Annotated in this window: 13 protein-coding genes and 1 pseudogene; 3 read left to right on the forward strand and 11 right to left on the reverse strand. The window is 59.7% G+C overall.

The genetic code is table 11. The features are described 5' to 3' along the window. Positions 1-37: 37 nt before the first annotated feature. The gene (locus JK202_RS10195; protein ID WP_211560745.1) at positions 38-1,273 is read left to right on the forward strand and encodes an FAD/NAD(P)-binding oxidoreductase; all 1,236 of its coding nucleotides are present in this window, start codon (positions 38-40) and stop codon (positions 1,271-1,273) included. Positions 1,274-1,447: 174 nt separating this feature from the next. Here the strand turns inward: JK202_RS10195 and JK202_RS10200 are convergent, their stop codons facing one another. The 4 genes from JK202_RS10200 to JK202_RS10215 form a co-directional block, all read right to left on the reverse strand. Next, on the reverse strand, positions 1,448-4,498 hold the full coding sequence (locus tag JK202_RS10200) for a TonB-dependent receptor domain-containing protein (RefSeq protein ID WP_249199921.1): 3,051 nt from the start codon (positions 4,496-4,498) through the stop codon (positions 1,448-1,450). Between the two features lie 774 nt (positions 4,499-5,272). After that, positions 5,273-5,788, reverse strand: coding sequence for a cupin domain-containing protein (locus tag JK202_RS10205; protein WP_211560748.1), 516 nt, complete (start codon positions 5,786-5,788; stop codon positions 5,273-5,275). Further along, on the reverse strand, positions 5,785-6,336 hold the full coding sequence (locus JK202_RS10210) for a VOC family protein (RefSeq protein ID WP_211560751.1): 552 nt from the start codon (positions 6,334-6,336) through the stop codon (positions 5,785-5,787). Before JK202_RS10210 ends, JK202_RS10205 begins: the two co-directional genes overlap by 4 nt. Positions 6,337-6,448: 112 nt before the next feature. Beyond that, positions 6,449-9,037, reverse strand: coding sequence for an MMPL family transporter (locus JK202_RS10215; RefSeq protein ID WP_211560754.1), 2,589 nt, complete (start codon positions 9,035-9,037; stop codon positions 6,449-6,451). A gap of 80 nt (positions 9,038-9,117) precedes the next feature. Between JK202_RS10215 and JK202_RS10220 the strand changes: the two genes are divergently transcribed. Both JK202_RS10220 and JK202_RS10225 read left to right on the forward strand, forming a co-directional pair. Beyond that, complete coding sequence (locus JK202_RS10220; protein ID WP_211560757.1) at positions 9,118-9,705, forward strand: YigZ family protein; 588 nt, start codon at positions 9,118-9,120, stop codon at positions 9,703-9,705. Positions 9,706-9,803: 98 nt separating this feature from the next. Then, positions 9,804-11,498: an alginate export family protein gene (locus tag JK202_RS10225; RefSeq protein WP_211560760.1), complete on the forward strand. Its 1,695-nt coding sequence runs from the start codon at positions 9,804-9,806 to the stop codon at positions 11,496-11,498. A gap of 6 nt (positions 11,499-11,504) precedes the next feature. Here JK202_RS10225 and JK202_RS10230 read toward each other — a convergent pair whose 3' ends face one another. From JK202_RS10230 to JK202_RS10260, 7 genes and pseudogenes are all read right to left on the reverse strand, one after another. Continuing rightward, positions 11,505-12,674, reverse strand: a complete 1,170-nt coding sequence (locus tag JK202_RS10230; RefSeq protein ID WP_249199923.1) for a glycosyltransferase — start codon at positions 12,672-12,674, stop codon at positions 11,505-11,507. A 73-nt stretch (positions 12,675-12,747) separates the two neighbouring features. Next, positions 12,748-14,154 (reverse strand): DNA repair protein RadA, encoded by a 1,407-nt coding sequence (gene radA, locus JK202_RS10235; protein WP_211560765.1) that lies wholly within the window; start codon positions 14,152-14,154, stop codon positions 12,748-12,750. Between the two features lie 169 nt (positions 14,155-14,323). Then, on the reverse strand, positions 14,324-14,530 hold the full coding sequence (locus JK202_RS10240) for a hypothetical protein (RefSeq protein WP_211560816.1): 207 nt from the start codon (positions 14,528-14,530) through the stop codon (positions 14,324-14,326). Then, entirely contained in the window at positions 14,527-15,342 is an 816-nt protein-coding gene (locus tag JK202_RS10245; RefSeq protein WP_211560767.1) for an ABC transporter ATP-binding protein, read from the reverse strand. The genes JK202_RS10240 and JK202_RS10245 overlap by 4 nt, the downstream gene beginning before the upstream one ends. Then, complete coding sequence (locus tag JK202_RS10250) at positions 15,339-16,124, reverse strand: ABC transporter permease (protein ID WP_211560769.1); 786 nt, start codon at positions 16,122-16,124, stop codon at positions 15,339-15,341. Before JK202_RS10250 ends, JK202_RS10245 begins: the two co-directional genes overlap by 4 nt. 71 nt (positions 16,125-16,195) lie before the next feature. Next, entirely contained in the window at positions 16,196-17,581 is a 1,386-nt protein-coding gene (locus JK202_RS10255) for a GIN domain-containing protein (RefSeq protein WP_211560771.1), read from the reverse strand. Between the two features lie 3 nt (positions 17,582-17,584). Next, positions 17,585-17,945 (reverse strand): annotated as a pseudogene (locus JK202_RS10260) (hypothetical protein); the annotation flags it as partial.

Here is a 17,945-nt window from a genome sequence, read left to right on the forward strand (position 1 = left end):
CTCTTTCCGTCGTACAATGACGTTGGAGTAACCGAACATGGCAGACCCGACCCAGCAGGATCGCTTCTCAGTCGTCATCGTTGGTGGTGGTGCCGCCGGCATCACCATCGCAGCACAGCTCAGGCGCGAACGCGCCAACCTGTCGATCGCCATCATCGAGCCGTCCACAACTCACGCTTACCAACCCGGCTGGACGCTTGTGGGCGCAGGTGTGATGACGTTGTCTGAAACGTTGCGGCAGGAAGGCGGCCTTATCCCGCGCAATGTTGAATGGCTGCGCGACAGCGTTGAGAGTTTCCAGCCCGAAGCCAACACTGTGACGCTGAAAAGCGGTCGTGTTGTCGAGTATCGCCGTCTGGTGGTGTGCCCAGGCCTTCAGCTTGACTGGGACAAGATCGAAGGGCTGCCCGAAACGCTGGGCCGCAATGGTGTGACGTCGAACTATTCGCGTGAGACGGCTGCCTATACGTGGGAATGCATCCGTCATCTCGACGGCGGTAAGGCACTGTTCACGCAGCCGCCCATGCCGATCAAATGCGCTGGTGCACCGCAGAAGATCGTTTATCTGGCCTGTGATCACTGGCGCCGCGAAGGCTCTCTGCATCGCACGGATGTCGATTTCTCGCTGGCTGGAAACGCGCTGTTCGGCGTGTCCTATTACGTCCCGTCGCTTCAGCGCCAGATCGACTATTACGGCGTGAACCTCCACATGAAGGAAAACCTGATTAAGGTGGACGGCGAGAAGCGCGAGGCCACGTTCCAGATCGTCGGAACGGATCAGACCGTGGTTCGCCAGTTCGACATGCTGCATGTCGTGCCGCCGCAGAGTGCTCCGGATTTCGTCAAGAAAAGCCCGCTCGCCAACGACGCTGGCTGGCTGGACGTCGATCCGACCGTTCTGCGTCACAAGACCTATGACAACATCTTTGGGGCTGGCGACGTTCTGGGTACCAGCAACGCCAAGACTGCTGCTGCGGCTCGTGAACAGGCTCCGGTCGTCGTGGGGAACCTGCTGGCCTCGCTCGATGGCCGCCCGCAGATGGGCAGTTATGACGGATACGGCGCCTGCCCGCTGACTGTGTCCTATGGCAAGGTCGTGCTGGCCGAGTTCCTGTATGGCGGCAAGGTTGCGCCGAGCTTCCCCTACGACCAGCGCAAGCCCAGCCGCTTTGCCTGGTTCCTCAAGACGGAAGTCTTTCCCCGTCTGTACTGGTACGGGATGCTCAAGGGCTACAATATCAAGGTCAAGCATACGTCTAAAGAGACGGGCTGAGCTTTTCCGTTATTGTAAGCTGGAAGCAGGAACGGGGCGGATTTTCATCCGCCCCGTTTTTTTGTCTGATTAATGCCTACAAAAAAAGAGGGGCTGAAGCCCCTCTTTTCGAATGTTCCTTCTGAACCCGGCATTTGGGAAGCATGAGCTTCAGCGCCGGGTCTGGAAAGGCCCTTACAGGCTTACATTCACACCGAACTGGAAGGAGCGGAGAACCACACCCTTCTGCGTCCAGGAGGAGTTGTAAAGGTAACCACCATACGTTGCGTAGTCGAGCGGTGCACGGAAGCCGAGCAGGTTGTAGATGTTCGCGTAGACGGACCAACGCTTGTTGACACGGTAGTTAACCGTCATGTCGACATCCCAGAAGCCCTTGACCTTGCACTGTGACGCCGGAGCAGCGTTGTTGTAGCTGCCAGACAGTGTACCTGCGCAAGAGTGGCTGTAGGTCGTGTTGTTTGCGTTGAGGGCAGACGCACCGGAGTCATCAGCAACGGTCTTGTAGCCGCTGGTGTAATAGACAGTCGGTGTGACAGCCAGATTTTTCCAGGTAAGCGTGTTGGACCAGTTGGCGCGCCAGCGGGGCGTTCCTGATGCTGACACAGCCGAGTAAGGACCAAGCGTCCCGGCAAAGCGGTAGACCGTGCCATCAGCATTGACCTGGTTGAAGCGACGCACATACGTGCCCTGACCCTTACTGTACCACATCACGTCGTGGAAAATGCCGGGCAGGCGATGATGGACTTCAATACCAAAGTCGAAACCGTCCGTCATCAGGCTGCGCGCGTTTACATACTGAGCGCTGATAATGCCAGGAGACGGCTGGGCGTTCGGATACTGCGGGTCAGCCGGATTTGGCGTAACAGTCACGCCAGCCGGAAGGCAGCTGTTACCGCATGCCAGCCACTGGTTACCGACTGAACTTGCAGCAAGCGTATCACCGGTGATGTAGTGGTTCTTCTTGATGTACCAGTATTCAAAGTCCAGCGTCATCCAGCTGGTCGGCTTGAAGATCGGGCCAGCGGAAATGTTGGTGGACGTCTCAGGCCGCAGGTTCGGATTTCCGACGTTCTGAAGACCGATGCTCGTGCCCTGAGAATAGGCATTGTTGCCGTGAGACGCCTGCCATGCCGCGTTGTTGACGGTCCAGCCTGTATAACCAACGGTCGTACCACCAGTTTCTGCAAAGCTGGGAACGCGGAAGCCCTTCGAGAAGGTGCCGCGCAGGGTCAGTTCCTTGAACGGCTTGAACTGCGCACCGACCTTCGGGGAGAAGTGATGGAAGCCTTCCGAATAGTTGTCGTAACGGCCAGACGTGTCGATGTTCAGCATCTTCACGACCGGAATGTTGACTTCATAGAAGCCAGCTTCGACCCAGCGCGAACCCTGAGCGCTGACAGGGTTGATTGCGCTCGTGTACTGCGCACCCAGATCGCTGTAGTCGATCGGGTTGGCGCTCGGATCGTTAACAGATTCCCAACGGATGTTGCCGCCGATAGCAAGCTTGACCATACCGCCTGGCAGTTTGAACAGGCCCTTGGTTGCCGTTGCTTCGCCTGAATATTCCTGCGACCGGGCATGGATGGTGTTGACCGGGAAAATGGAATTCAGCACAGAACGGGAGTTCTGTGACTGGTCTACAAAGTTGTAGGTGCCGTTATTGATGGCGTTATTGATGCCATTAATCGTCGGGATGCCTGTGTATGTCTGGTCGAGCAGTGAGTTCATGCCGACGAAGTTGGCGTCGTAGCCCCAGTCAGAGCCCCATTTGGACGGTTCCCATCCGGAATAACGGACAGATCCACGATAGTTCTGTGTGGTCTGTGTGGTGGTGGGGATGGTATCGAACCGGCCCAGAATCTGAGCTTCTTCGCCCTGAGCCGCATACGGGTTGTTCGGGTTCAGCGCACCATTGATGGTGACAGGCAGCAGCGTCAGGCTGGATGTTGCAAGACGGTCCTGCGTGTAGACGCCAATGGCAGACGGAGTGCCGGTTGTGATCGTCCGTGTCTGCGACCAGTTGAACATTGCAACGAGCTGCGAACGGTCGGTCACATTTGCCGTGAAGTGTGCTGTGCCTTCGATGCGACGCTGGTCAGGTGCAACCTGTGCATACTGCTGTGAATTCTGCATGCAGGTCTGCGTAGCGCCACCGGGAGCGCTCACCAGGCTGCCAGAAACCATCTGTCCGACCGAGCTGCATCCAGCCGACTGGTTCAGCAGGCTGTAAGGACCTGTTCCCTTGGTTGCGCCGGGCGTAACTGGACGAACAACTGATGCAGGGGTCGCACCAAAGAACGTCGAGTTGATGCTGCCATCCGGGGAGAGGGCATTTGTATTGCCGTTTATGCCGCCGAGGCTTGTGAGATCACCGTTGTTATAGGGCGACTGCAGCTGGCGGTAATAGAGCGGGTCATCCTGCTGGTATTCGCCGTTGATATAGAAGTTATATCCGTCGCTGTGCAGGTCACCGTGACCGAACGTCGCGTAAAGACGCTGATGTCCGCTATCGCCACGCTGGGAAAGGCCACCTTCGGCATTTCCTTCGAAACCCTTGATTTCTTTACGGGTGATGTAGTTGACCACACCGGCAACAGCGTCAGCACCGTAGGTTGCGGAGCCACCGTCCTGCTGTACGTCAACCGCTTCGATGATGGACTGCGGGATCCAGTTCGTATCAACGAAGTTACGGACACCGTCATCGGCCAGCGGGTAGTAGGAGTTACGCTGTCCGTCCATCAGCACCAGCGTCGAGTCCGTGCTGAGGCCGCGAAGTGACGGAGCCGAGCCACCGGCTGCGAAGCCGCCGCCAGCAGACCAGGCATTGGTCAGGTTGCCTGCACCGTTGGATGAAAGCTGCTGCACGACATCCGTGGCAGTTTTCAGGCCACGCTGCTGCATGTCCTGACGGGTCAGGTGTGTGATCGGCGAGGAACTGTGTGTGTTCGGGTCACGAAACAGCGTGCCGGTCACGACGATGTTTTCGCTGCCGGAAGGAGCAGCGGCCGGGGGGGCATCGTTCTGTGCCTGCACGATGGCAGCCTGGCGAGCCGGAGAAGCGCTTGCCTGAACTGGTGCGGCCGGTGTGGCCTGAACCGTTTTCTTGGCAGCAGCCTTCTTCTTGACTGCGGCTTTCTGTGTTGTGGTGTGCTTCGCCGGAGCTGTCGTGGCGGTCTGTGCATGGGCACCGACACTTGGCAGGACGCTGTAGGAAATTCCTGCCATCAGGAACATCCGGACTACTGTCCGGGGGGCAGGAGTGCGTCTCTTCAAGGAATGTTGCACAGAGGTGGTCATCGCGGCCGTAGTCCCTTCTCGATTAATGGTCGCAAGAAAATTTTTGTATCTCTGAGAGCATTTTCATCGGAAAGCGAAACGGTACGCAATGCTTTTGAAGGGTGAATGCAACAGAGGTGTCACATATCACCCAAGGCGTTGCGCTTATGTCACATCTTTATGTTGTGATGAATTTAAAGTGCGGAAATTTAAAGAAATATAGAATATATAAACAATATTATTAAGTAATTTTAAAAAAGAAATCAGATGAAAAATTAGATGAATAATTTGGAAAATATCCACATGACTTTAGTTTTATCAAAATAATCGCGTTTTTTTTTCGAATTATTTATCAGGGTTAATTTTAGAATGTATTCATTGCTTCAGTATTTTTTCTGATGAATTCAATTCCGTTACCGTTGCGATATGCGGATTAACCGAAGTAGGGTCAAAAGCCCGACTTTGTCACGTTTTGTCGTAGTGTCTTTGAAGAGAGTCTTCCAAGACGCGACACCCTGAAATTTAAGGAAAAACGTCGCAGGGTCGTCCTGCGGATGCAGAATCTACGAAAATGAGTTGGTATTTCCTGCTTCCGGATAACTGGATGTCGAATTGTTTCCGGAAGTGACCGCTTCTGAAGCGCGGAATAAGAAAGGACACACCCGGACTGGCATGGGGCCAGCCCGGGTGTGTCCTGAAAATTGTGTCAGGCGCTCTGATTGTTCAATGAAAGCGGCAGGGCTGATCCACGGTCGGTTTTTCGTCGGTCTGGATCACCATCAGGGTAACAGGACCGTCTCCGATATTGCCTGCGAAATGACCAACATGTCCCTTCGCGTCTTTGCGGCTCATCTGGTCTTCGCCAAGAGAGACATCGCCCGGACCCATGATCGCCTTTTTTCCGTCCATGGCCGTAACGTACCAGGAGCCCTTCAGCGGGATGATCCATTGGACTTTCGGATCTGGATGCCAGCTTCCGTCCCAATGCGCGGGTTGTACGGTGGAGATGATCTGCGCATTGCCTTCGTGCACATGATCCTGCCATTGCGGCCCTGCGGGCTTGGACATGGTTTTCAGGTCGTAGTTATGGAACGGACAGCGGGTCATGTGGCTGATGCCGTCATGATCCGTCCAGTTGTGCCAGTACCAGGCTGTTGGTGGGGTGGGATCAGCGGCGTGTGCGGCACTGAAGGTCGTGACCGCGAGGAGTGCCGCAGCGAGCGGGAGAAGTCGTGTCATGCGTCTGATCCTTCAAGCGGAGGTGGCTGATAGCGGTTCATGGGGGCGATGTCGTTGAAGCGCTCCTGATGCGGGGTGCAGACGAGTTCCACGATCATGCCCCAGGGCGTACGGCCGTAGCAGAACATGTTGCCCGGTGCGGCTTCGAGCGAGGGCTGGCCCTGGGGTTCGGTCAGGAATGTACCGCCGGCTTCCCTGAAGCGGTGGCAGGCCGCATGGATGTCATCGACATAGACGGCGAAATGCTGAAGGCCCCAGTCACAGGGACGGGCGGCCTCGCGCTGGTCCGGGCCCTTCATTTCAAAAAGCTCGATCCCGGGACCATGCCCGAGCGCCATCATGCACATCTCGATGACGACGGTCCCCTGTGGCAGGCCGAGGATCTTTTCCGTCTCCGGGCCTTTCTGGGGCTGGGTGCGGGTGACATTGCGGTAGAGGGCGACGGCGCCAAACGCTTCTTCAAGGAAGCGGATGGCGGCGTTGATATCGGGGACGGTGACGCCGACATGGTCGATGCCACGCGGCAGGCCTGAATGCTCTTTGTTCAAGGGCGAGATCCTCCATTCTGGAAGATCTCAACCCCTGAGGAAACGCACGGTTGCCAGAATGTGGGTCACATTGCTGCAAACCATGTCAGCTGCCGGTAGAGCGTGCCCTGGCTCAGGCTTCGTCGATCGGACGCTTGGGCAGCAGGGCCGGGACGAAGACCATCGTGCAAAGCAGTGTGCAGCCGAGGGACATCAGCAGCAGACGCCCCATGCTGGCTGTCCCCGGATGACCCGAACGTGCGAGCGAGCCGAAGGCCGTGGCGGTCGTGAGCGCCGAGAACAGCACCGCGCGCGCCGTCGGCGAGGTCAGCGGACCCTTCACGCCTTCACGCCAGTTCATGACGAAATAGATGTTGAACGACACGCCCACACCCAGCAGCAGCGGCAGGGCGATGATGTTGGCGTAGTTCAGCGTCTCCGGCACGGTGACGACCAGAATGACCGTCAGCAGGGCGGACATCAGCAGCGGCGCCATGACAAGGGCCGCATCCAGCAGGCGGCGCAGGACGACCAGCAGGATGATGGCGATCATGATGAGAGCGCAGATGGCCGCCACCGTGAAGGCATGAACGATCGTGTTGGCACTCTCCGTGATTTCCATTGCGGGGCCGGCGACATCCGGATTGACGGAGCGCAGTTCCTTGACGAAGCGGTGCAGCACCGGCGTTTCGGACATCTGGCCCTTAGGATGGATCGTCAGGCGTGCGCGGCCGTCCGGCAGGATATAATCCTGACGCACATCCTGCGGGATGCTTTCCATCGTGACCGGCGTGGGCTGGAGCGCCGTGCGCAGCATCGACAGTTCGTCTGGCAGGAAGCGCGTCAGGGACGTGCTGGCCTGAAGCAGCGTACTGTCCTGAGCCGTCGAGAGCGTGTGCAGGGCCTGACGGATCTTTTCCAGCGGAGCGGGGAGCTGATCCTTCACGGCATCCAACTTCTGCGCGGCCGTGATCGCGGCGGCACGGATGGCCGCGGCATCGGGGGCGGCCTCAGGGCTGGCGACCGTGATGGTCGGTAGCAGGATGGAGGCCGTGTCCTCGATCATGGCCAGCTTGGTTTTCTGGTCATCGGGGACCAGCGCGCCAAGCCAGAGCACGTCATGCACGCTCGGCAGTTTCGAGAATTCTGTGGCCTGTTTCGCGGCTTCCGTGAGGTTCGGCGTCAGGACCTGCGCGCTGTAGGGCGTGGTGAGCGGATTGGCTTCCAGGAGGTGCAGGGCGCGCATGCCCTCGGTGTTGGGGTCCTTGGTGTGCAGCGGGTCGGCGTCGAACTTCAGGAGCGGCATGAGGGCGAGGCCCACAATTCCCAGCAGCGCGAAAATGCCGACAACCTTGCGACGCTTGTGCCGCAGGAACGCGTCAGCGGGTGCCATAAAGGCAAAACCCGGTGTTCCGCTGCCCAGCTTTGCACGGAACACGAACAGCAGCGCGGGTAGCAGCGTCATGGTGCAGAAAAAGGCGATCAGCATGCCAAAGCCTGCGATCAGCCCGAGCTGTGCAACGCCGATGAAGCTCGTGGGATAGAACGCGAGGAAGCCTGCCGCCGTTGCGAGTGCCGCGACAAGGATCTGCGCGCCGCTTTCCTGACCCGTCAGGACGATGGCGTCATGCAGGGACGGGTGCGAGCCGTCCTCGTTGCGCTGTCCGCGCAGACGCACCGTGTACTGGATGGCGAAATCGACCGCGATGCCGACGAACAGGATCGCGAAAGCGACCGAGATCAGGTTCAGCTCACCGACCGCCAGAGCCGCAAAGCCCGTCGTCAGCAGCAGGCCGCTGATGAGGGTCAGCAGGATGGGGATAATGACGCGCGGAGAATGAACCGCGAGGATCAGCCAGACCGCGATCAGAACGAGCGAAATGATGAGGCCCAGCACCATGCCGTGGGCAACGGTGGAGAACTCTTCGTCTGACAGCTTCACTTCACCGGTGATGATGCCGGAGGCCTGCTTCGTCTTCACGAATTCAAGGTTGTTGATCGCCTGACGCATGGCGGTCGTGGCACCCTCGCCGGGCTGGAACGAGCTGTAATCGAGCTTCGGCTGCGTGACAACGAACTCGTATTGCGAGCCCAGCTCTGCCAGCTTGCCGATCAGCAGGTTCTGCCAGGACATGTCCTGCGGATGGCCGTTTGCTGCTGCGGTCAGGGAATTTGCAAATCCGTCCAGCGCGCCATTGAAACCGCTGGGGATGCCCTGTCCGGCCTTGATGCCCTCGCCGATCAGGCCCAGTGCGCCGAACAGGCCACGGGCGGACGGATCAGCGGCCAGCGTGCCGAGGAAGGGCTGTGCGGAGACGATCGAATCCAGAAGCGGTTCCAGATCCTTGGTGTCGAGGAACAGGAACCCGTGGCTGTTATAGAAGGCGTTGTCGCCGGGCAGGCTGACAGTCTTGAAATGCGTGTGGTCCTGACCGAGCGTCGCCGCGAGCTGGCGCGCGGCTGCGCGGCCCTGCTCGGGGATGCGGCTGTCGATGATGGCGACGAGCTGGTTGCTGTCCTGCGGGAACAGGCGCGTGAGCTCCATACTCCGCTTTTTCCACGGCAGACTGTTGGCAAACATCTTGCTCGTGTCAGTGGTCACACTGATCCGCGTGACACTCAGGGCAACGCAGCCAGCACACAGCAGTGCGAACAGCGCCAGAACAAGGGGCGCACGACGCGCGCAGACGGCATTCAGCCGCCCGGTCAGATCCGAAAACATGGGGCCTACCCTTAACAGAACGGGCAGCGTTTCCCTACCCCATCCTGACATTTCAGCGATCCTGAGGCAGAAGGAAAGCCATGACATGGACTCTTCCCGGCCTCGCGACCTATGAAAGTGTGATTCGTAACAGTGTTTTTCGTGCTTCCGCAGCTCCTGTGGAAGACGAAGCTGCCGCCATGTCTTTCTTTCGCGAGGTCGCCGTTCTGGATGCGACCCATAACTGCTGGGCCTTCAAGACGGGCCAGCGTTTCCGGTGCAGCGATGATGGAGAGCCGGGCGGCACGGCGGGACGGCCGATTCTGTCTGCCATCGAAGGGCAGGATTTCGACAATGTCATGATCATCGTCACGCGCTGGTATGGCGGCGTGCAGCTTGGCGCTGGCGGGCTGGTGCGAGCCTATGGCGGCGCGGCGTCGGCCTGTCTGCGCGAAGCGGAACGGATCGAACGGATCGAAACCGTGCCCCTGCGCTTTCACTGTCCGTTTTCCAGTTATGCGATGGTGGAATCGAAGATCGAGGGCTGGCGGGCAAGCCGGACGGAATGCGAGTTCGATGGGGAGGGGGCCTGGATGACGCTGGCCGTCCCCGTGGAAGAGGCTGATGCCATCACGGACTGGCTGCGGGATCTGACGCGCGGGCAGATGGACATCACGCGCCCTGATTAAAACTATATGAAATGGTGTGAATTATTTAAAACTATGGAGATTGATGTTTTCTAATCTCTGAATAATGTTCTGCGAACCCCGTCTGGAGTTTTCAGGGCATGTCGCGTCATCATTCATACTGGAGCCGGTCCCTTCTTGCCCTGATGGCGCTGGCAATGTGCACGCCCCGACTGTCCATGTCGGCTGAAACCATAGTGTCGGTGGCGTCTCCGGAAGAGCCCGCTGCTCCTCTCAAAACGGAAGAATGGATCCGGGTGCCGTCTACGGAGCGGCCGCCCATCCAGAACTATCCGCACGCCGGTGTCGTGGGCCAGCCGCGTCGTGTAGTGGCTAGCCAGAACCATGCACCGCAGGGGCGGCAGGGGCCGTGGGGTGCGTTTAGCTACGGCAACGGTGAATCAGCTGGTTTCGGGCCGGTCGGGCGTTACGGTGTGGCGCCCTGGGCGGAAGACTGGAGCTTTCTGCGTGATAAGAGCCGTCGGGATGATCCGTTCGATCCGCTCAAGTTCATTGCCCTGAACGATGCGAAAACCATCTGGCTCTCCTTTTCCGGCGAGACGCGTCTGCGCAACTGGTACGAGGAGACGCCGTTTCTGGGAAAGAAAGGCGGCAGCAATTCCGGCCGTTTCGGCGTGCGGAACCTGTATGGCGCGGACCTGCATTTGGGCGAGCATGTCCGTCTGTTCGGACAGCTCATCAACGCCGATGCCGGCGGCTGGAAAGGCTTCGGCTACAACACGACTTACCGTAAACGGCTGGATCTTCAGCAGGCTTTCATCGAGTTCAAGGGGAAGCTGGCCGGTGCGCAGACCGGTTTTATGTTCGGCCGTCAGCAGTTCCTCGATGCGCCGTCTTATGTTCTGTATAACCGCGAAACACCCAATGTGCCGCTGTCCTGGAACGGTGGGCGCATTTATGCGATCTGGCCCAATATCCGGGTGGATGCGTTCGATTTTGTTCAGACCAAAACGGACGCGACCCTGATGTTTCACGATACGGAAGATTACAACACGCGCCTGTATGGCGGAGACATCACGGCCCTCGTGCCGCAGTTCTCGATCGGTGGCGAGACGGTCCATTCGTTTCTGGACATTTTCTACTACGGATACCGCTATGGCGGCAGCCTGTCGGTCGTGCCGCTTGCGTCCGGTTCTCTGAAGGGAACGTCCTCACGCGGGAATGTCGGCTTCCGCTGGTATGGAACTGCCGCGTCCTTCGAATATTCGTTTGGCGGCCTCTATCAGGACGGGACGTTCCAGAAATCAGGCAGTGCGAAAAAGAGTGACGTGCAGGCCTATTCAGTCAATACGATCGTGGGATACCGCCATACGCCCTCGCCGCTGCATCCGTTTATTGGCATTCAGGCGGATCTGTATTCCGGCGGGGCCAACGGAACGGACGGGCCGGTCCGGACCTATATGGCGCCTTTCAATCCGCAGACGAACTATCTGGACACCACGACCTATATCCAGCCGTCCAACCTTGTCAGCCTCTCGCCGGTCCTCAGTGTCACGCCGTGGAAAGGCTTTGCGAGCATCCAGTTCAAGGTGCCGTTCATGTGGCGGGAGAACGCGGATGGTGCGATCTGGAACTCGTCCGGCCCATACACATTCTCAAAAACCTATCACGGCGGCTATATCGGCGTGGTGCCGCAGGCGTCCCTCAAGCTTCAGCTCAACCGGCACCTGACCTGGCAAATCTACGGCGCGCGGTTCATGGCTTCGAACGGCCTGCATGCGGCGGGTGGCAAAAGTGGAAGCTATGCCCAGTCCAATGTCGTGTTCCGCTTCTGAAATGCATCAGTTCAGGAGCGTGGGGTCCGAGTTATTTATGTCCTGAGGGATGGCTGGAAGAAGTGGGGAAAGAGCCGTGGCAACGGCCTGTTCCGAGAAACGGGTTTTCAGAATTTTCCGTCCGGCCGTGACCTGTTTCCGGCCAATGGCCGGGTCCAGAAATGCGGTAATCCCCTCTGCGAATGTGGTCGGGGTGTCTGCGAGGGAAGGCCGCCATGTCCGATCGGCAAGATGTAATAAACCCTCGGCGGCAATTGACGTCATGACGATAGGCAGCCCGACCGACCAGGCATCAAGTGCCTGACGCGTGATGCCAGCTCCAAAGCGGAGCGGCGCCACGCACAGAGATACGTCTGTGAGATTGTCAGCCAGATTGGGGAGCGTCTCTATAATTTCCACGTCTTTCGTCGCCAGCGCCCGAAGGGCGGGTGGCATTGCGCTTCCTATCAGACGACAATGGAGGTCCGGTGTGGTTTTACGCAGAAGTGGCATGATCGCTAGAACAAGCCACTCTGCCGCATCGAGAGCGGAATCATGGGCAAACTCCCCCACAAAGGCGATGACAGGAGTATTCGGGTTCCGTCGTTTGTAGACAGAAAGCGGGGCTGCCCAGGGCACGAGATGCACATTGGCCGTAGGAACGGCTCGTGAGAGGTGCCTTGCCTCGACAGACGAATATGTCAGGATAAAATCCGTCATCCACGCACACATGTTTTCCCGGAGTTCGAGACGACAGGCAGAACGTTCACATTCCGGGCGGCATTCAATAGCTGCCTGACGATGAAGGCGCAGGGATGTCAGTTCAGCCACGTTCCAGATGATTGTGGCAGTAGGGGCGAAGGCCCGGGTCAGGGCCGCATAGCTCTCGGCATTGTTCAGGCGGTGCAGATAGACGACTTCAAGCTTTGCCCCCAGTTGCCTGAGAGCCTCTTCAGGGCAACCGTAAAGAGGCGGCATCAGACATGCGATGCCCTCTTGCTCCAGCCGCAACTGGTCTTCCAGTGTTGAGAGCATTCGGGACGCCATGAAGCAGCATCGGTAGCCAAGGCTGTGCACTGCCCTGATGTGTGACAGGAGCGCCACTGAACAGGCGTCACCTTCAGGATCGGGAGTGCGGTCGTCGATGAACAGGGCGACGGGCCTCGGGTCGATGGAACCGGCGGGAGAGACGGTCAAGGCGAAAGCTTTCCTCTGGTTCAACATGTGGAGAGGGCCGTGTCATGGTAACCGGAAAGACGGGAGTTGTGGGCTATTCAGAGGTTTCCTGATCAGTGAACAGCCCAACCAGATCCGTCAGATGACCAATTTCACGCAGTTTCAGCCCTGCTGGTGGTTTAACACGTGCGGAGGCGGCGGAAACGCGGCGGGGGAGAACGGCTTCAGCAAACCCCAGCTTGGCCACTTCCTTGAGGCGGAGGTCGGCCTGGCTAACCTGTCGGATCTCGCCCGACAGGCCCACCTCGCCGAAATAGGCGGCGTTTGGGGATGTCGGATGACCGGTCGCAGCGGAGACAAGGGCTGCGGCTACAGCCAGATCGGCAGCGGGTTCGTTCACGCGCAGGCCACCGGCAATGTTCAGATAGACGTCCATCGTCGCGAGCTTGAGGCCACATCGGGATTCCAGAACGGCCATCAGCATGTTCAGCCGTGAGGTTTCCCAACCCACAACCGCGCGGCGTGGTGCGCCATCACCAGCCTTGGGCGACAGGAGCGCCTGAATTTCCAGCAGGACAGGGCGTGTCCCTTCCAGCCCGGCAAAAACGGCGGACCCCGCGATATTGCCGCGTCGCTCCGCAAGGAACAGTGCGGAGGGGTTGGGCACCTCGGTCAGGCCGATATCGGTCATGGCGAAAACGCCGATTTCGTCGGTCGCACCAAAGCGGTTCTTAGCCGCGCGCAGGATGCGGAACTGATGCCCGCGGTCGCCTTCGAAATACATGACGGCATCGACCATGTGTTCCAGCACGCGCGGGCCAGCGAGAGACCCTTCCTTCGTGACATGCCCGATCAGGATCAGCGCAAAACCGAGCGTCTTGGCCAGCCGGATCAACTCGAATGCACTGGCCCGCACCTGTGAGACGGACCCCGGCGAGCTTTCCACGCTTTCCAGCCACATCGTCTGGATGGAATCGATGACCACGACCGTATGCGCCCGGTCCTGCTCCAGCGAGCCCACGATTTCGCCGACATTGATGGAGGCCGCGAGATCCAGCGAGTCCAGCATTTTGGGGTCGCGGTCCAGACCCAGCCGCTGGGCGCGGATGCGGATCTGGTCCACCGATTCTTCGCCCGAAACATACAGGACGCGGTGCCCCGACCGCGCGAGCGCGCAGGTCGTCTGGAGCATGAGTGTGGACTTGCCGATGCCCGGATCACCGCCAACCAGCACGACGGACGCCGGGACGAGGCCCCCGCCCAGAACGCGGTCCAGCTCGGCTATGCTTGTCGTGATGCGCGGGGGCGGGCGGGTTTCACCATCCAGCCGGACGGTCTGGAGGCGACCGGAGCTCAGCTTGCCGGTCTTGCGGGCTGTCGGCTCGGCCGTTTCCTCAACCAGCGTGTTCCATTCGCCGCAGGCTTCGCATTTGCCGTTCCATTTCGGATAGGTGGCGCCGCAGTTCTGGCAGACGTAACGGGTGGTCGGCTTTTTGGCCAAGGCGCGTCTCTTTGGTTTGAGAGGAACAAACCCAGTATATAGGGAGTGCCTGGCCGTTGATCCAGCCGGGGCTTTGCCCCGGACCCCACCAAAGGTCTCGACCTTTGGAAACCACATCTAGGGTGCAGGGATCAAGATCCCTGCCGGGCCCGGGCAGAGCCCGGATTCCCTATTCCCGCGTCCGAAGGATCAGCCGCGCCAGCAGCCGCGAGACGGTCACGATCAGCAGGAACCCAAGAAGTTGGAACAGCATGTTCGGATGGGCCGGCTGATGGCGGAACATGATGTACAGAAGCGGCAGGGCAATCAGATAGCTCAGCCCGATGCGCTTCCAGATGATGGGATCGCTCTTGGGGAAACGGGGCAGAAGGCTCACTTGCGCAGCTCCATGGTGATGGGGCCTTCGCGTCGGCCATGGGTGAACTGATCGACCATGGCATTGCCGGAGTTCATGAGCCCGGACGCATCCCCCTGCCAGATCAGTCGCCCGCGATAAAGCATGGCCGCACGGTTCCCGATCCGCTGGGCCGAAGCCATGTCGTGGGTGATGGCAATGGCGGTGGAGCCAAGCTTCTGCACACAGTCCACGATCAGCCCGTCGATCACAGCACCCATGATCGGGTCCAGCCCGGTCGTGGGCTCGTCGAAGAACATGATGTTGGGATTGCCCGCAATCGCGCGCGCCAGACCAACGCGCTTCTGCATGCCACCCGAAAGCTCGGACGGACTCAGATCGCCGACGGATGGGTCCAGCCCAACCTGTTTGAGCAGGTCACCGGCCATTTGCAGCGCCTGGGCACGGGATGGTGTGGCGCCGTTGCGGTCGGAATGTTTGGCGCGGATGCCGAAAGCGACGTTCTCGCCGACGCTCATGCTGTCGAACAGGGCGGCGTTCTGGAACAGCATCCCGATCTGCCGACGCAGGGCGTCCTGCCGGGAGCGCGAAGCCGTCAGCAGGTTTTCCCCGTCGATCTCGATCGTCCCGGCATCGGGTTCGATCAGGCCGAGAATGCAGCGCAGCAGGACGGACTTGCCGGAGCCGGAGCCACCGATCACAACCATTGACGTGCCGGCCTCGACATCGAGGTCCACGCCATCGAGCACGATCTTGGAGCCGAAAGCCTTGTGCAGGCCGCGGATGCGGATTTTCGGAGTGCCCAGGGAAGTGCTTACGGGGGGAGTGCTCATTGTGAGAAGAACAGGTCCGTCAGGAGATAATCGAACAGCAGCAACAGGATGGACGCGCCAACAACGGCGGCCGTCGTGGCCGAGCCCACACCTTCTGCGCCGCCCCGACTGTTATAGCCGTTGTAGCAGCCCAGCAGCGCGATCAGGAATCCGAACACCGCCGCTTTGACGAGGCCAACGACGACATCCATCGTCTTGAGCGAGTCCAGCGTGGCCGTGATGTAGGTCGAGGGCGAGAAGCCCAGCTTGGCAACCGAAACCGTGAAACCGCCCATCACACCCAGAATATCCGCGACCACCACGAGACAGGGCAGCGCGAGCGTCCCGGCCAAGAGGCGCGGCGTCACGAGATATTTCATCGGATCGGTGGAGAGCGTGGTGAGCGCGTCGATCTGGTCGGTCACGCGCATGGTGCCGATCTGGGCGGACATGGCCGCGCCCACGCGTCCGGCCACCATCAGTCCGGCCAGAACCGGACCAAGCTCGCGGGTCACAGCCAAAACGACGATCCCGGCAATGGCGCTCTGCACATGATACTGCCCAAAGCCCACATAGGACTGAAGTGCGATCACAGCGCCTGAGAACAGGGCGGTGAGAGCCACGACGGGCAGGGAAAAGAACCCCGTCTCGATCAGGCTGGAGAAGAAGATCCGCCAGTAAAAGGGCGGTCGTACAAGATGCGACAGGGCTTCCATCGCAAACAGGGCCAGAGCACCTGCCTGCTTGATAAGGCCGAGAGCGGCACGGCCAAGGGCCGCTATGGGGTCAAGAACGGCATTCACCCTTCAGCCCCTACCCTGCCAGCACCCGGACGTCAAAGTTTCCATCTTCCGTGTTTTCTGTACGGGAGGGGTCAGGCGCGGCGTCCGTCCGTCCGCTCAAGGTCCCGGAACTGTCGTTCCAGACTGAAATTGGGGGATGTGACGAATTGCTCCATGAGGCCAAGCCTGCGCTCCATCCGTGTCAGCCGGTCCTGAAGGCGCGCGAGCGGGTGACCCGGCGGGACGGAATGGGGAAAATCTTCGGCAGGTTCAGGTTCCTGACGTCGGAAGCCGAGCACGGCATCCCTGACTATGGCTGTTGCGCTGCCCGTCGGAGTGTCGCGCCATGTGTCGCGGTGGCGGGCCCAGCTTCGTGTCCCTTCTGCATATCCTGCAGCCGCTTTGTTCAACATGTTTCTGAACGGGAGCACTCCAGTCCGGCGATATCGGCGGAAGAGGCGCACAGCCCAGACGATCAGGAAGATTTTCAGCAGAATACCGATCAGACCATTGCCGCTGGAATGATGTCTGGCATGGGCCGGTGCTTCTAATGTGTCGTCCTGATTGTCCAGATGGATATCGAAATGGTCGAGGACTCTTCTGGCCGTATCGGAAAGGATGGCAGAACTGTCAGGGGTGTTGACGGTCGTGATTCTTGCGCCGGCGCTCTCGGCAACGGAAATCGTGCCGGAGCCGAGCGGGCGCTCCTTCAGCATCTCGCTGACTTTCTGAAGCGTAACATCACCGCTCCCCAGCAGTGTTATATCCGCATCCCGTGCACCTGCGCTCAGCGCAATATCCGCCGAACCATAATTCCGGACCGTCAGGACATCCGTGTTGCCCCGGGCAATCCGGATATCGCCTGAAGACATGGCCGTGAGGCTGGCAGTAGAGGTCGCGAGGGTGTCGATATGCAGGTCGCCGCTGGCGAAATTCTGTACAGCCAGCCGACCTGTCACAAGCCGGACCGAGACGTTGCCGGTGCCTTCCATGTTCAGGTTCAGGCCACTCGCCTGATCAATATCCAGATCGCCCCGTCCGCTGGTTGCCGTCACTTCGCCGCTGATGCCACTGACGCGATATGACGTCGTGCGGTTATGGGGTGACTGGATCTCGATGCTGGTCTGCGCCGGAACCATGATCAGTGCACGGCCCTGGGATGTGCAGTCCTGTGCGCTTGTCGTGAATGTCAGCCGGTCCCTGTGTTTTTTCAGGTTGCCGTTTCCTGAAACGATACGGGTGTCCGCGCCGCCCACAACGTCGAGGCGGTCGAGACATGTCGCCGGAATGACAAGTGTTTCTGAACCGACTGCGAAGGCTTCATGCGAGGGAGGAGAAGTTGGCATGGGAGGGAGCGGCGGTATCGGAGGCATTGGTGGCATCGGGGCAGGAGCCGCATGAGCTCCTCCTGAAAATGCCGTTGCCCCGGCCATCAGAAGCGCGATCAGGGCAGGCCGTGCGTTCAGATGAGGGCGCATGTCCTAGTTTCCCTGTGAGCTGTTTCCGGCCGCCGGAGGTACGACGGGGGAAGGGGACGGCTTTGCGGAAGCTGCAGGCGCGGGTGGGGTGTTCGGAGCGGAGGGCGTGATCCTTGTGGCCGCCGGGACATCGCTGCTCAGGGGACTGGCTGGCACCGGAGCCGTCGGAGAGGTGTTCTGCGACGTGATGGCTGGTGTGTTGGGGGTAGGACTCGGTGCCTGAGGTGCGGATGGAGCAGATGTCTCGGCCCTTTGGCTCGGCGATGCTGGCTGACTGTCCGGCAGCGGGTCTTTCGTTGGCGGCACGATGACAGGGGCCTGCGCCATGGGAGGATTCGCGGGCACAGAGGGTTCTGCAGGTGCG

The organism is Gluconobacter sp. Dm-62 (assembly GCF_018256155.1).
GTDB lineage: Bacteria > Pseudomonadota > Alphaproteobacteria > Acetobacterales > Acetobacteraceae > Gluconobacter.